Origin of the sequence: Rhodococcus cercidiphylli, assembly GCF_033042225.1 — a bacterium.
In the GTDB taxonomy this organism is placed as follows: Bacteria; Actinomycetota; Actinomycetes; order Mycobacteriales; family Mycobacteriaceae; genus Rhodococcoides.
Window position 1 is genome coordinate 112,331 of the sequence record NZ_JAWLKE010000003.1, and the last position, 14,550, is coordinate 126,880.

General features: G+C 63.3%; 18 protein-coding genes. 12 read left to right on the forward strand and 6 right to left on the reverse strand.

Features of this window, described 5'->3' with window-relative positions; all coding sequences use genetic code 11:
• Positions 1 to 19: 19 nt before the first annotated feature.
• Positions 20 to 664: a TetR/AcrR family transcriptional regulator gene (locus R3P95_RS07675; RefSeq protein ID WP_317547884.1), complete on the reverse strand. Its 645-nt coding sequence runs from the start codon at positions 662 to 664 to the stop codon at positions 20 to 22.
• Between the two features lie 73 nt (positions 665 to 737).
• Positions 738 to 896 carry a hypothetical protein gene (locus R3P95_RS07680; protein WP_317547885.1) on the reverse strand — a complete coding sequence of 53 codons (159 nt, stop codon included), beginning with the start codon at positions 894 to 896 and terminating at the stop codon, positions 738 to 740.
• 197 nt (positions 897 to 1,093) lie between these two features.
• Between R3P95_RS07680 and R3P95_RS07685 the strand changes: the two genes are divergently transcribed.
• The 3 genes from R3P95_RS07685 to R3P95_RS07695 are packed head-to-tail and all read left to right on the forward strand — an operon-like array spanning position 1,094 to position 4,146.
• Complete coding sequence (locus tag R3P95_RS07685; protein WP_317547887.1) at positions 1,094 to 2,629, forward strand: flavin-containing monooxygenase; 1,536 nt, start codon at positions 1,094 to 1,096, stop codon at positions 2,627 to 2,629.
• A gap of 21 nt (positions 2,630 to 2,650) precedes the next feature.
• Positions 2,651 to 3,472: an alpha/beta fold hydrolase gene (locus tag R3P95_RS07690; RefSeq protein WP_317547888.1), complete on the forward strand. Its 822-nt coding sequence runs from the start codon at positions 2,651 to 2,653 to the stop codon at positions 3,470 to 3,472.
• Complete coding sequence (locus R3P95_RS07695) at positions 3,469 to 4,146, forward strand: TetR/AcrR family transcriptional regulator (RefSeq protein ID WP_317547889.1); 678 nt, start codon at positions 3,469 to 3,471, stop codon at positions 4,144 to 4,146. Before R3P95_RS07690 ends, R3P95_RS07695 begins: the two co-directional genes overlap by 4 nt.
• Before the next feature lie 4 nt (positions 4,147 to 4,150).
• Here the strand turns inward: R3P95_RS07695 and R3P95_RS07700 are convergent, their stop codons facing one another.
• Positions 4,151 to 5,560, reverse strand: coding sequence for an ABC1 kinase family protein (locus R3P95_RS07700; protein WP_317547890.1), 1,410 nt, complete (start codon positions 5,558 to 5,560; stop codon positions 4,151 to 4,153).
• Complete coding sequence (locus R3P95_RS07705) at positions 5,560 to 6,648, reverse strand: ferredoxin--NADP reductase (protein ID WP_317548284.1); 1,089 nt, start codon at positions 6,646 to 6,648, stop codon at positions 5,560 to 5,562. Before R3P95_RS07705 ends, R3P95_RS07700 begins: the two co-directional genes overlap by 1 nt.
• A 217-nt stretch (positions 6,649 to 6,865) precedes the next feature.
• Here R3P95_RS07705 and R3P95_RS07710 point away from each other — a divergent pair, with 217 nt between their 5' ends.
• From R3P95_RS07710 to R3P95_RS07740, 7 genes are all read left to right on the forward strand, one after another.
• Positions 6,866 to 7,768 (forward strand): alpha/beta hydrolase, encoded by a 903-nt coding sequence (locus R3P95_RS07710; protein WP_317547891.1) that lies wholly within the window; start codon positions 6,866 to 6,868, stop codon positions 7,766 to 7,768.
• On the forward strand, positions 7,765 to 8,643 hold the full coding sequence (locus R3P95_RS07715; RefSeq protein ID WP_317547892.1) for an SDR family NAD(P)-dependent oxidoreductase: 879 nt from the start codon (positions 7,765 to 7,767) through the stop codon (positions 8,641 to 8,643). Before R3P95_RS07710 ends, R3P95_RS07715 begins: the two co-directional genes overlap by 4 nt.
• A gap of 1 nt (position 8,644) precedes the next feature.
• The gene (locus tag R3P95_RS07720) at positions 8,645 to 9,565 is read left to right on the forward strand and encodes a reductase (RefSeq protein ID WP_094686922.1); all 921 of its coding nucleotides are present in this window, start codon (positions 8,645 to 8,647) and stop codon (positions 9,563 to 9,565) included.
• Complete coding sequence (locus tag R3P95_RS07725) at positions 9,562 to 11,097, forward strand: flavin-containing monooxygenase (RefSeq protein ID WP_283347438.1); 1,536 nt, start codon at positions 9,562 to 9,564, stop codon at positions 11,095 to 11,097. The genes R3P95_RS07720 and R3P95_RS07725 overlap by 4 nt, the downstream gene beginning before the upstream one ends.
• Before the next feature lie 80 nt (positions 11,098 to 11,177).
• Entirely contained in the window at positions 11,178 to 11,912 is a 735-nt protein-coding gene (locus R3P95_RS07730) for a MerR family transcriptional regulator (RefSeq protein ID WP_256980747.1), read from the forward strand.
• A 79-nt stretch (positions 11,913 to 11,991) separates the two neighbouring features.
• Complete coding sequence (locus tag R3P95_RS07735; RefSeq protein WP_094640793.1) at positions 11,992 to 12,198, forward strand: hypothetical protein; 207 nt, start codon at positions 11,992 to 11,994, stop codon at positions 12,196 to 12,198.
• Between the two features lie 50 nt (positions 12,199 to 12,248).
• A complete protein-coding gene (locus tag R3P95_RS07740; protein WP_283347437.1) occupies positions 12,249 to 12,824 on the forward strand; it encodes a YdcF family protein in 576 nt (191 codons plus the stop codon).
• A gap of 10 nt (positions 12,825 to 12,834) precedes the next feature.
• Here the strand turns inward: R3P95_RS07740 and R3P95_RS07745 are convergent, their stop codons facing one another.
• Both R3P95_RS07745 and R3P95_RS07750 read right to left on the reverse strand, forming a co-directional pair.
• Positions 12,835 to 13,200: a CrcB family protein gene (locus R3P95_RS07745; protein ID WP_283347436.1), complete on the reverse strand. Its 366-nt coding sequence runs from the start codon at positions 13,198 to 13,200 to the stop codon at positions 12,835 to 12,837.
• Complete coding sequence (locus tag R3P95_RS07750) at positions 13,197 to 13,601, reverse strand: fluoride efflux transporter FluC (RefSeq protein WP_283347435.1); 405 nt, start codon at positions 13,599 to 13,601, stop codon at positions 13,197 to 13,199. The genes R3P95_RS07745 and R3P95_RS07750 overlap by 4 nt, the downstream gene beginning before the upstream one ends.
• A gap of 125 nt (positions 13,602 to 13,726) precedes the next feature.
• On the opposite strand from R3P95_RS07750, the gene R3P95_RS07755 reads away from it, so the two are divergent.
• Positions 13,727 to 14,062: an STAS domain-containing protein gene (locus R3P95_RS07755; protein WP_394855405.1), complete on the forward strand. Its 336-nt coding sequence runs from the start codon at positions 13,727 to 13,729 to the stop codon at positions 14,060 to 14,062.
• A 21-nt stretch (positions 14,063 to 14,083) separates the two neighbouring features.
• Positions 14,084 to 14,539, forward strand: a complete 456-nt coding sequence (locus tag R3P95_RS07760; RefSeq protein WP_317547894.1) for an ATP-binding protein — start codon at positions 14,084 to 14,086, stop codon at positions 14,537 to 14,539.
• The last annotated feature ends 11 nt before the right edge of the window (positions 14,540 to 14,550 follow it).

Sequence of the window (14,550 nt, forward strand, 5' to 3'; positions counted from 1 at the left end):
GGTTCGAACCTGGTTCCGGTCAGGGGAGTGGTGTCGTCAGTGCAGCGGTGACCAACTCGACGAGCGTGTCGATGTACGGGGTGAAGGTGTCATCGGTGGTTCCGACGTCGCAACTGCGGCTCAGGGCCCATTCCTGGGCGAAGATGTTGGCGGCACCGATGATGGCAAGAATGACCAGGCGATAGTTCCTGTACGGCAGTTCTCCTCGTGCTGCGGCGGTGGTTGCAAGGGAGTCGAACATCTCGACGATGACGTCTCGCTGGTTCATGCGCCACAGTTCGATGTCGGTACTGACGCCGACCACTTCGACGTAGCAGACCCGAGCCGACATCCTGGTGCGACACGTGACGCCGAGGTACGCCCGGATTGCGGCGTCGATCGACGCCAACACCGGTTGCCGACCGTCGGCGGTCAGTGCCTCTCGTGCAGCGTGCTCGCCGTCCTCATTCATGGTGGTGACGATCTTCTTGAGCAGCTCCGACCGGCTTCCGATCTCGCGATAGAAGTGACGGGTCGACACGTTCGATTCCGCGCACAACATCCCGATCGTGGTCGCCGCGTACCCGTGGCTGCCGAACAGAGCGATCGCGGTGTCCATGAGACGGGCGATGCGTTCGGAGGATCGCTCCTCGGGCGACCTGCCTGCGTACTTCCGATCGCCCATGGGGTCGAGAGTACTGACCGGGCCCGCTGCCGTTGTCGACGTCACGGAACGGAATGGACCGCTCGCGAGCTCGTTACGTGCGTCGGCGCGTGAGCGGTCGCTTCGGCCACTTCGAGCGCGGCGGCTTGTATGCGCCGGACAGGGCACGTCGCTCGAAGTCCAGGCCCGATCCCCTCGACGCCAGGAGGACGAGAGCGATGACTCCTGCGGCCCCGACCGCCACAGCAGTCATCGGATTCTGGTTCCCTGTGCTGTGCGGATGCAGGCAACAGGTGGTGTGTGGTTCATGAGGGGTTCCTGTCTTCGGTGTGCGGTGAACACTGTCATTGACACCGCCACTCGTCAATGGCACATTGTGTGATGTAAGTCGCGATCCGCCGCACAGTCGGGCCGATCCGCGAGGTGTTCGGCGAGACAGCGAGGCGCGACGTGACGACAAGCCGAGGACGATGGCCCGAGTTCGACGGCTCCGTCGACAATTTCCAGGACGTTCTCATCATCGGTGCAGGCATATCGGGCGTCGGAGCCGCATATCGCCTGCAGCAGATGGCACCTGAGCTCAGCTACACCATCCTGGAAGGTCGCGAGCGCGCAGGCGGTACCTGGGACCTGTTCCGATACCCCGGAATTCGTTCGGACAGCGACATCTTCACGTTCTCGTTCCCGCACACGCCGTGGCAGGGAGACACTCTGCTCGCGCACGGCGAAGACATCCGCAATTACATCGTCGATACCGCGTACGCGAACGGTATCGACGAACACACCGATTTCTCGACGTCGGTCGAGGCCGCGAACTGGGACTCGTCGACGGACCTGTGGACCGTCGAGACGCTTTCGAGCGGCGTTCCGAAAACCTATCGCAGCCGATTCGTGTTCCTGTGCACCGGATACTTCGACTACTCGGGCGGGTACACCCCCGATCTTCCCGGGGCCGACGAGTTCACCGGGCAGATGGTGCACCCTCAGCAGTGGCCCGAGGATCTGGACCACTCGGGCAAGAGGGTCGTCGTGATCGGAAGTGGAGCAACCGCAATCACTTTGGTGCCCTCACTCGCTGCCGAGGCCGCGTCGGTGACGATGCTGCAGCGATCGCCCACCTACATCGCGTCGCTGCCGATGACCGACCCGTTCACCACGCTCACTCAGCGCGTACTGCCGGACAACCTGGCGCACAGTGCATTGCGGTGGCGTAACGCGCTGTTGATGGTCGGCTCCTATCAGTTGTGTCGACGCGCACCGAAGACGGCCCGCAGGGTGTTCCGGGCCATGACGAAGGCGCAATTGCCGCGGGGATACGACGTCGACAAGCACTTCGATCCGACGTACGCCCCGTGGGACCAGCGGCTGTGTGTGGTGCCCGACGGCGATCTCTTCAAGGCCATTCGCTCCGGTCGTGCGACCGTGGTGACCGACCGAATCTCCCGCGTGACCGCCGACGGCGTCGTCCTGGAATCCGGAGACGAGATCCCGGCCGACATCATCGTCACTGCAACGGGATTGAAACTAAAGGCCTTCGGCGGCATCGCGCTGTCACTGGACGGACAGCCGTTCGCGGCGCACGACAAATTCGTCTACAAGGGTCATATGCTCGAGGACGTGCCCAACGTTGCCTGGTGCATCGGGTACACGAATGCATCGTGGACGCTCAAAGCCGACATGACGGCCAAGGCGGTGGCGAAACTGTTGGTGTACATGCAGTCTCACGGCTACACCCACGCGATTCCCGACCGAGCGGGCAAGCCGGTGGAATCTCGACCGGTCGTGGACCTCGCATCGGGATACGTCACGCGATCCTTGGACGAGCTACCCAAATCGGGGACCGAGCGGCCCTGGTCGGTGAGGCAGAACTATATTCTCGACAGAATAGACGCGCGTTTCGACGATCTCACCGAATCGATGACGTTCGGGCGGACCGTGCCTGCACGGGTGGCCGACCCCGAAGCAGTCGACGCTCGCACCGGATAAACGAGAACAGATCGGACCGCAATGACTTTCGACATCGAGGGCCCCGCGCTCGCGCACACCATCCGCGGCGAGGGACCGACACTGGTGCTGATCCATGGGATAGTTCATCGGCAACACGCCTGGGACAGCGTCATCGAGACACTCGCGCAGCACCGGCGAGTGGTGACGGTCGACCTGCCAGGCCACGGTGATTCACCCGAACTACCCACCGAGGAATTCGATCTCGGCCCGTGGATCGTCGCCGAACTGGAGCGGTTCCTAGAGCACGTGGCGGTGGACGGCGAGAAGCCGCACGTGGCCGGAAACTCGTTGGGCGGATACTTCGCCCTCGAACTCGCCGCCCGCGGATCGGTTGCCTCGGCCACCGCGCTCTCGCCGGCCGGATTCTTTCGCGGACACTGGGACCAGACGCGTGCGCTGCTCGTGTTCCGATTGCTGCGCGCGTTGTCCCGAGTGATCAGCCCCATCGCACCGGCCGTCATGCGTTCGGTCGTCGGTCGCACGATCGCCAACGGTGTCTTCTACGCCAAGCCGTGGCGAGTTCCCGCCGCGACGGCCACCATCGACGCGCTCAGTATCACCACCAACCGGGCGATCGACGCAGCGGGTAACGCAGTGCCGCGCTTCAGTATTCCGGTCGACGAGGATGTCCCTGTCACCGTCGCATGGGGGCGTCGCGACTGGGTTCTGCCGGTGTATCAGGCACCGCTGGTGCGTCGAACCTTTCCGCAGGCGGACGTGACGACGTACGCGGGGCTCGGGCACGTACCGATGTCGGACGATCCGGAGCTGGTGGCGTCGATTCTGTTGAGGGGATCACGAACCATCTCGCAGTCGGCGTGAGCGTTCCGGAGAAGGTCGACGGCCGAAGCCACCGGTGGCGCGATCATCGGATCACGCGGCGGCGTGAACTGCTCGACTGCACTCTGGACACGATCCGACAGCAGGGTCACAACATCGGCATGGACGACATCGCGTCTGCGAACGGTGTCTCGAAAACTGTTCTGTACAAGCATTTCACCGACAAACGGGGCTTGACCGACGCTGCCATGGCGCGATACGTCGAGACCGAGCTGGTGCCTCGGATCAAGGATGCGATGTCCGAGGACCTCGACGAGTATCACCTCACCCGGGCAGTGATTTCCGCCTACGTCTCGACGGTCGACACGGATCCCGAGATCTACATCTACGTCCACGCCAACAACGCGGTCTCGGGCAACCACGACGTCATCACCGCCGCGGAGGGGCTGATCGCCGAGCTCCTGGCCACCGTCATCGCCGACAGATTTCGAGAGCGTGAGTTCTCCACGGCCGGCTCGATGCCCATCGCCTTCGCAATGATCGGTGCCGTTCGATTGGCGTCACACTGGTGGATCTTCGATCGAACCATGACGGCCGACGAGCTCGTCGACTACCTCACCATGATGGTCTGGAGCGGAATTGCGGGCATAGCGTGCGCCGCGGGCTCGGCCGAGCGATTCGCGTCGGAATCTCACCCGTTGATCGACGAGCCGTGAGGGCTCAGTCCGGGAGCGCGATGTTCCTCGCGGCCACCGCTGCGGCAACTTCCTCTGGGAGAATGTTGCTGAACAGGAACAGGTCTCGACCCAACACCCATTCCGGTGCGAGGGCAGCCGAGTAGCGCTCGAAGTAGCCGAGCTGCTTGCCGAACAACACCAGTTCCTCCGGTGTCGCGATACCCCAGCGCCTGCCTGTCTCGACCAGAGACGCGACGAGTTTGCTCAGGTCGACGCGGGCGGCTCCTCGACCCAGAACCGGCTCGAACAACTTCCTCAGCTGCAGACCGATCAGCTTGTCGCCCAGAGTTGTTCCCTCGGTGATGCCGAGCATGCGGATGCGTCGCGCAGCTTCGGTGTAGTTACCGTCGAACAGGGACGCACGGAACATCTCGCGAAGTACCTCGCGCCACTGCTCGGGTAGTTCCCCGACGATTCCGAAGTCCAGGAATCCCACCCGTCCGTCGTCCAGTGCCCACAGATTGCCGGCATGCACATCGCCGTGGAAGGGGCCGTGCAGCACCACGGCTTCCAGCCAGACCTTGACGCCGCGACGCAACTGCAGCTCGGAATCGAGCCCGGCGAGATCGCCCGGCGTGACACGGCCCACCGGGGTTCCTCGAACTCGTTCCATGCAGATCACCCGGGGTCCGCAATGGCTCCAGTAGATGTCCGGAACCATCACGTGAGAATTGTCCCCGAAGACATACAGGTTGTCGCGAAAGCGTTGCTGACGCAATGCTTCTGCTGCACTGTCGAGTTCCTCGGCCGTCAATTCGTCGAGGTCACGGACGACGGCCGTCGCGTTGGCGATGCGGAAGACCTCGAAGAACCTCTCCAACAACGACGCACCGGTGAAGGCCACCCGTAGATCGACTCGCATGCGACGACGGATTTCGGGCCGCTGCACTTTGACGACCGCCTCGCGCCCGTCGGGTAGCACGCAGGCGTGGACCTGCGCCACGGATGCGGCCGAGAGCGGCACATCGTCGAACGAGGTGAACAGTTCCGCAATAGTGCCACCCAGGTCGCGTTCGATGACACGGCGAGCCTTGTGGGCAGGGACGGGTGGCACACCGTCGAGCAATCGCAGACACGCATCGGCAAGAACAGGGGGGAACACACCGGGCGACGACGCCATGAGTTGTCCCAGTTTGACGAACGTCGGCCCCAGCGCCTCGAATCCTTTGACCACGCCCTCTGCGAGCGCGACCGTGAAACGACGGCGTTTGGCGAGCCAGGACACCGGCCAGCGAACGACGGCGATCGCTGCGGCAGCCAGGAGTACCACGGTGATCCACGCGGCCCGGCCCAACTCTTCGAGTCCGAAGTGTGTGAGGTCGGGATACGCGATGTCGAGGGCCTCGGTAGGCGCTCCGTCGGAGTCGGTGTCACGGCCCATCGCGTCGGGCATCAGCGGTCGAACACCGCACGGATCGACTGGGATTCGGGCACGGATTGGCATGCCAATCGAACCCCGTGTTCGAGCTCGTGCTCGTCGAGTGTCTCGTTGGCGAGCATGGTCACAGTGCCCTCGGTGAGTGTGTACGCGCATCCGCCGCAGGTCCCTTCGCGGCAGACGTAGGGCGGATCGAGACCGAGTTCGAGGAGTCGGTCGAGAAGCTTGGTGCCGGAATTCCAAGCGAATTCGGTCTCTGTTCCGTCGATCTCGACCTGAGCGGTGACGGACTGTGCGTCCGATTCGTGAGCCGACGCGGTGTTTTCGCTCCGGAACGGATTGGAGTCGAAGGAGGAGAACACTTCTCGATGCGTTCTGTGTGTGACCGTTCCGGTGCGGGCGAGCCACTCCTCGGCGACGTTCATGTACTGCGGCGGGCCGCACAGGAAAGCTTCGCACTCCGCCGGAACGGCCGCGTTCATCGTGGCCAGCCCTGCAGCAGTGGGCAGCCCAGAGTCCGACGCGTACCAGTGATGCACGTCGAGTCGATCGGGAAAACGAGACTGCAGTTCGGTCAGCTGTTCCGCGAAGATCACCGAGTCGCGGTTCTGATTGGCATAGACGAGGGTGATGCGGTTCTCGTGCCGCAACAGTGCGGTTTTGATGATGGACATGATCGGGGTGATGCCGCTACCGGCGGCCAGAAGTACGAAATCGGCGTCCCAGTTCTCCGGTCCGAACATGCCCGACGGCTTCAGCGCCTTCAGTCGCATCCCTCGAACTGCGTTGTCGTGCAACCAGTGCGACGCGAGCCCGTCCTGGATTCGTTTGATCGTCACGGTGGGGAACGGGTCACGTACCGGGGAGCTCGAGAAGGAATAACAGCGGGCCACCGAACTGCCGTCGGTGCAGGGGATCTCCAGGGTGAGGAACTGTCCCGGCGCGTATCGAAAGTGTGTCTCCGCGTGCTCGGGGACCGCGAATCCGAGCGAGACGGCGTCCTCGGTCTCGTGGGTCACCTCGGCAATTTCCAACTCGAAGATTCCCGCCTCGGGATCACTGGTCGACGTACCGAGGTTTGCCGGTGGTGCGCTCCTGAACATCGTCACTTGTTCCCTCTTTCGGGCTCGTTGCGTGTCGGTCGTCACTGTCGCATACATCGCCACCGATTAATAGGCCATTGACAAATGGTGAATAGCGGGTCATGGTGGCGAGGTGACTTCGACCACAGATCGCGACCACTTGCCTCGTGGCGCATTTGCCGCAGGATCCCGGCGAACTCGTCTGGCGGCCTTGATGACTCGGCTGACACTTCGTCCGATGACCAACCTGCTGCCCACGTCCCGCGGCGGCATCGAGTTCTCCCGACGCCTCGTCGCCACCTCGATGAACCTGTTCGGTCCCGTTCCCAAGGGGACGAGAGTGAACCCCGTGGCGGACGGGCCGGTGCGCGGCGAATGGGTCCGAGCACCCGGTCTGACTCCGGGGCCACGGGTGATCCTCTACATCCACGGCAGTGCCTATGTCATCTGCTCGGCGCGTACGCACCGAGGTCTGACCGCGCGATTGTCCAGCTCGACGGGCCTGCCGGTGTTCACGGTCGACTACCGGCTCGCCCCGGAACACCCGTTTCCCGCCGCAGCCGACGACCTCGAAGCCGCGTACCGCTGGCTCCTCGGTCAGGGGTACAACGCAGCGAACATCGTCATCGCCGGGGATTCGGCCGGCGGCCACCTCGCTGCCGACCTCCTCATCGAGAACGACCGGACCGGCACACCGCAACCGGGCGCGATGGTGCTGTTCTCACCGCTGATCGACCTCGACTTCGAGCTCTCTGCGCAGATGGAGCGCTCGCGCAAGGATCCGATGATCTCGGCGAAAGCGGCGCGAGGGCTCGTGGCGCTGTACACCGAGGGCCACGACGCCGATCTGCCGCGACTGCGGCTCGATCTCGCACTCGCACGTGACCTGCCACCCACGCTGATCCAAGTGGGTGGAGCCGAGATGCTGCGCGGCGACGCGCGACACCTCCACTCCATGATCGATGCGGCAGGCGGACGAAGCGAACTCGAGATCTGGCCCGACCAGATGCACGTGTTCCAGGCTCTCCCGCGGCTGATCCCCGAGGCCGCTCACGCGCTGGAACATGCAGCCGAATTCATCACCCATGCACTCGACAACCGACTTGTGCAACAAGATTCGAAGGAACAGGTAAGTCGATGAGAAGCAAGACCGGGAAACCGTCGTACGGGTCAAGAGCGGTCGTGACCGGCGCGGGCAGTGGCATCGGCCGGGCGTTCGCACTCGAACTGGCTCGTCGTGGCGGAGCAGTCATGTGTGCCGATATCTCGTTGCCGCGCGCGCAGGAGACGGTAGCGATGGTGAACGCCCTCGGTGCCACCGGATTCGCCGTCGAATGCGATGTGTCGATCCGCGAGAACGTCGAGGAGTTGGCGCTACGTGCCGGCATCGAATTCGACGGACCGACGACGGTGCTGATCAACAACGCCGGCGTCGGGATCGGTGGAAAGCCCGTCGGCAACATCGGTTTCGAGGACTGGAACTGGGCCTTGGGGATCAACCTCTGGGGAGTGATCCAGGGCTGCGAGGTGTTCACCCCTGCGCTGCGGGCCGCCGGCGAGGGCGGAATCATCAACGTCGCCTCCGCCGCAGGCTTTGCCGCCGCGCCGCTGATGGGTCCGTACAACGTCGGCAAATCCGCGGTGATGTCGCTGTCGGAAACGATGGCGGCGGAACTGTCGGGTACCGGTGTGCGCATATCGGTTCTGTGCCCCACCTTCGTCAAGACCAACGTGGCCGTCGACGGCCGAATCACCGCGAGTTCGTCCCGGCTGGCCGAGTTCGCGATGCGGTGGACCGGACGCTCGCCCGACAAGATTGCTGCTCGCACCCTCGATGCGTTCGACAAGGGCCGGCTCTACGTGGTGCCTCAATTCGACGCCAAGGCCGTCTGGCGATTCAAGAGACTGCTGCCCGCTGTGTACGTGCGCTTTCTCGGGTTGCTGAATCGTGTGATGCCCGCCGAGCAGGAGCCGGCGAAGAACGAATCCCGTACAACCACAACCACAGGAGCCTGACATGGCAATGGACTTCGAAGACATGTTGACCAAGATCAAGGACCGTCAGTGGGCGTTGGCGGACATCGATTGGGACGGTCCGGGAGCCGACACCATCAGCCCCGAACTGCACGCCAAACTCAAGCCCTTCATGTCCGACCTGATGTGGATCGAGAACGTGGGCGCTCGCGGCTTCGCCGCCATGGCGCTCAAGGCACCGAACGAGACGCTGGCGGAGATCTACCGCTACTTCCACGCCGAGGAGCAGAAGCACGCCAACGCCGAACTTGCTCTCATGCGGCGGTGGGGCATGCTCGACGGCGACGAGATGCCCGAGCCCAACATCAACGTCAAGCTCGTCATCGACTGGCTGGACAAGCACTCGGACGGGCTGTCACTGGCCGTACTGGGCACCGTCATTCCGATGCTCGAGGTCGCATTGGACGGTGCGCTCGTGAAGTTCATCATGGACGAGATCGACGACCCGGTGTGTCAGGCGGTGTTCAAGAAGATCAACTCCGACGAATCCCGGCACCTTGCAGTCGATTTCGCAGTCATCGAGCTGCTCGGGCATTCGCGGATGCGCAAGATTCTGGTCGACACCGTCGGCGCGTGGATGAACCCGGCCCTCATCGTCGGAACGCTGCGGTACATCCCGCTGCTGAACAAGATGCGCGACAACATCGTCGAGATGGGTGTCGACGAAGAGCGCCTGTACACCGCGATGAAGCGGTTCAAGAGTGTCGGTCAGCGCAACCCCGTTGCGTTGCGGGTTCCCATGTACCGCATCGTGCAATGGCACGGCAGCATCGTGATCAATCGCAAGCACCCGTACCACCTGCTGGCGGACGGCCTGGTGAAGCTCACGCGCCGCTACCCCACGAAGACTCTCAATTCCGAGCCGACCTGGGCCAAGGAACTGACCTACGAGCCCGTCGCATGAGCGAGTTCGATGTGCGCGACGGTGTACTCGATGCGGTGATCGTCGGCGCAGGGTTTGCCGGAATCGGTTCCGCTATCCGACTGCGCAACAAGGGTATCGACAACTTCGTCATCCTCGAACGCGGAAGCGCAGTCGGAGGAACCTGGCGCGACAACACCTATCCGGGCGCTGCGTGCGACATCCCGTCCAGGTTGTACTCGTACAGTTTCGCGCCCAACCCCAACTGGTCGCACACCTACTCCGGCAGCGGTGAGATTCTCGAGTACATCCACACGATGGTGGGGGAGTTCGACATCGAGTCACGTATTCGATTCGGCCACAACGTGGTCGACATCATCTGGAACGAGGCGGCCGGGCATTGGCACCTGAGCATCGACGGGCACGCCGACGTCCGGGCCCGCACGGTGGTGATGGCGTCGGGTCCACTCGCCAATGCCAGCCTGCCGAACATCCGCGGCATCGACACCTACGAGGGACACAAGATTCACAGTGCTCGGTGGGACCACGACTTCGACTTCACAGGCAAGAAGATCGCAGTCGTGGGAACCGGGGCGAGCGCGGTGCAGATCGTTCCCGAACTGGTGAAGATCGCCGACTCGGTCAAGGTGTTCCAGCGCACCCCGGGCTGGACGCTTCCCAGATTGAATCGAAAGGTGCAGGCCGGCACCAAGCGTCGGTATGCTCGGTTCCCACAGACTCAGACCCTGGCGCGTTCGCTGTGGTTCTGGGGCCACGAGTCCGTCGCCCTCGGTGTCGTCTGGAAGACTCCGCTGACGCGCATCGTCGAACTGGTCGGTCGGGCGCATCTGCGACGCCAGGTTCGTGATCCGTGGCTGCGACGCCAGCTGACCCCGCGGTTCCGGGCCGGCTGCAAGAGGTTGTTGATGACCAGCGACTATTACCCGGCCTTGCAGAAGCCGAACTGCACGCTGGTGACGTGGCCGATCGCAACGCTCTCGCCCAAGGGAATTCGGACCGTGGAAGGCGTCGAGCATCGGTTCGACGCCATTGTGTTCGCCACCGGATTCGATGTCTCCAACACCGGAACCCCCATCCCGATCACCGGGCGTGACGGCCGGGTACTGGCCGACGAGTGGAGTGCAGGAGCCAAGGCGTACAAGAGTATTGCGGTCTCGGGCTACCCGAACATGTACTTCACCTTCGGTCCGAACTCCGGGCCCGGGCACAGCTCGGCACTGGTGTACATGGAGGCCCAGATCGACTACCTCGTCGAGGCTATCTCCCTGGTGCTCGACGGCAATCTGCACAGCGCCGATGTGCGCCAGGACGTTCAGGATGCCTACAACGAGGAGATGCAGCGCAAACTCGCCAAGACGACATGGAATTCCGGTTGCAGCAGCTGGTATCTCACCGAGGACGGCTTCAACGCCACCATGTTCCCCGGTTTCGCCACCCAGTACGTCAACCAGCTCAGAAGCGTCGAGCAGGGCGATTTCACCATGACTCCGCGCCGCGTCGAACGGCCGCGAGAACCGCTGCGGATGCACGAGAGCGCGCTGCCGTTGCGATGACGTTCGGCTTCGGGTCCGCCTTCCGCCGCGTGGTCGACGTATATCCTGTGGGTCGACGCGCGGCGGAGGTAGGGAGCTCGGTGGAGTATCGAATCGACGACTTGGCCCGAGAGGCCAAGACGACCACTCGCAATGTGCGGGCGTACCAGGAACGCGGACTGCTTCCGCCGCCCACGCTCCGAGGTCGCGTCGGTATCTACGACGACGATCACCTGACTCGACTCAAGGTGATCGACTCGCTGCTGCAACGAGGGTTCACCTCGGCGCACATCGCGGATTTCCTCTCGGGCTGGGAGCAGGGCAAGGACCTGGAAGAAATCCTCGGCCTGCAGGAAATCGTGACCCGCAAGTGGTCGTCGACCGAAACCACGGTCATCCCCGTCGAACTGATTGCGCAATTTCTCGGTGAGGACAACGACGACATCGTTGCCCGACTCATCGAAGCGAAACTGATCAGAATCGACGGAGATCAGGCCGAGATACTCGATCCCACTCTCCTCGAGGTGTTCGTCGATCTGAGCCAGTACGGCTTCACCCTGGAAGAACTCCTCGACCAGCACGAGAGAACCGCATCGAAGATGAACGCCATCGCCGAATCGATGGTGGGGAGCGTGACCGACCATCTGGCCGCGAAACACGGTCCGGGATGGCTCCCCAAGTCGGGGGAGGTGGCCGAGACCACCGAGATGTTCGAGAAGATGCGCAGCCTGGCGATGAAATCGGCACAGGCGGAGTTGGCGCGTGCCCTCGATCGCGTCCAGGAACAGGCACTGAGTGACTACCTGTCGCAGACACTGTCCAGGCGGAGCGAATGACTGCGGTTTGAACACTGCGACAATCGGACATACGTCACTCTCGACAGCCGAACGGCGGCTGACCGCCTAAGGGGGCACCATGAGATTCGTTACGTTGATCGTTCTCGTCTGGCTGATCATCGGCGCATTCGCGTCGTACCAACGTGGATACTTCGAGAGCGCACCCGAGAACTGCGGCGGAGCGGGCACCATCGCCCTCACTGTCGTCGCAGGACCGCTCAACTACTTCGGCATCAACCCCGAGGTCACCGACTGCAACGTCACCGTGCCTCAGCCCAGTGAGTGATCCGAGTCTCTGACCGCGCGCCCGCGGTGCACCTTCCTTAACCTGGTGAGGTGTTCCGCGGACGTCTGTTGCTGTTTCTGGCCTTCGCGATCCCGGTTGTCCTGGTGTCTGCGATCGGTGTCGGCGGCTACGTCGCGTTCACGAAGGCCCGCGTCGATCCGATGACCACGGCCGACGCCATCGTCGTACTGGGCGGCGAACACGACGGCCGCGAGGCCTACGGCATCTCGCTCGCCGAGCAGGGTCTGGCGAGGACGGTGGTGCTCTCCGATCCCTACGGTTCCCGCGACCCGACCATGAAGAAGTACTGCGCGGCATCGACGACCGAGTTCGAGGTGCTGTGCATTCCGCCGACTCCGTCGACCACACGCGGAGAAGCGATATTCACCGAGGAACTCGCCCGCGAGCGAGGGTGGAATCACGTCATCGTCGTCACGTGGCGCTACCACCTACCCCGCGCCCGGTACATCTTCGACCAGTGCTTCGACGGAACCGTCACGATGCGTCCGACGCCACGTGCCTACGACTTCTCCCTCGTCGAATGGGAGTTCACCTACCTCTACCAAATCGCAGGCTTCGTCAAGGCGGGCGTACAGGGACCGTGCGAGAACTCGGCGGACGACTGATCCGAGCGGGTCAGAAAATCTTGTGATAAAGCGTGATTCCGGACTTCCACGCCAGGAATCCGAACATCACGGCAGCGATTCCGCCCACCACATTGGCAGCGAAAAATAGTGCAGCGCTGCGATATTCCTGGTTTCTGGTGAGCCGAAGCGTAGCCAGCGCCACCGTGGCCAAGGGGGTCACCGACGCCAGAAATCCGATGCCCACCAGCGAACGAAACCGGTCCGGTGGATCGAGAGCGAACACCAACCCCAACGCCGCACACGCCAGCAGATTGAGTGCGGACAACCGTCGCCTGGACCTGATGGCGTACGAGAACACGAACTGCCCGAGCGCAGCCAGCCCACCCCCGACGGCCACCAGAATCATGGTCGTCATCGAATGCTGCTCGGCCTCGGCTTGGTGATCGCCGCGCCGAGTGCCATGGCGATCAACGCGATGATCGGCGTTCCCACCAGGTACACCACCGAATTCCATGCACCGCGATGCGTCACCGCTTGGAACGCGTACAGGCTGAAGGTGGTGAACCCGCACGCCAGCCCGAACAGGGCCGCGCGGGCAACCGGGGCGGGCCGTCCCCACAGGTAGCCCAGGGCAGCGCCGACGACGAGGCACCCGAACACGTTGACGCCGAACGTGCTCATCAACAGCCACCTCGGCGATCCTCGCCACGTCCAGACCTCGTATCGCAACGCCGCACCGACCCCGCCGCCGACGGTCACCGCAAGGTACTCACCGAACGATCGACGACGGTCCGCTCTCTGCAGTGCCTCGATCATCGAAGCGAGCCTAGTGGGAGTCGGGCCACTCGGCCGAGTGGAAGAAGGTCGGCCAGGGTGGGCCGGGGTAAAGTCGGCGTGTGACTGCGGACGACACGGGCCTCGGGCCCCAGCACTTCGATGTGATCGTGGAATGGCGTGACCAGGACGTGGTTCTGGCGGTATCCGGTGAACTGGATCTGGTGACTGCTCCCGATCTGTCCGAGTCGGTCGCTCTCGTACTCGAGAAATCGCCGACGGCTGTGGTGATCGATCTCAGTGATGTGGGATTTCTCGCGTCCGCCGGCATGTCCCTGTTGGCGTCGACGCATCAGCAACTCGGCGGCGCAGCCGGGTTTGCCGTGGTCGCGGACGGTCCGGCCACCGGTCGTCCCCTCACTCTCGTCGGTCTGGACGAGGTATTCGGTATCTATGCAACGGTCGACGAAGCATTCGTTGCACTTCATGCGGGTAGATCCTGAACTTTTGGGTAGACGGGATTCATGATGGCGACTCTCTTCGGAGGTGACGACTCACGTACCGACAGTTCGATCTCGACGGCAGGTGCGCGAATGGAAGAACTGCTGTTCACCGGCGAACCTGCCGACGCCGATCGAGCGTCGGAACTTCGTCGTGAGCTCGGTGACTGGTTGGGCAATGTGGGCGTCGACCCCGATCGTGCGTACGACGTGGTGCTGGCCACGTACGAGGCGATAGCGAACAGCGTCGAGCACGCATATCGAGACCACACCGACCGCGGAACACTCGACATTCGAGTCTCGTGTGCCGCGGAGGGGCGAATAGAAGTGAAAGTCACCGATCGCGGCGACTGGGCATCGCACAACTCCGATCCCAACCGCGGGCGGGGTGTGCCGCTCATGCGGGCGTTGGCCGACAGTGCCGCCGTCACCTCGGATCAGAACGGTACGACCGTGCACATGATCTGGGACGCGACCTAGCCCGACCGCCC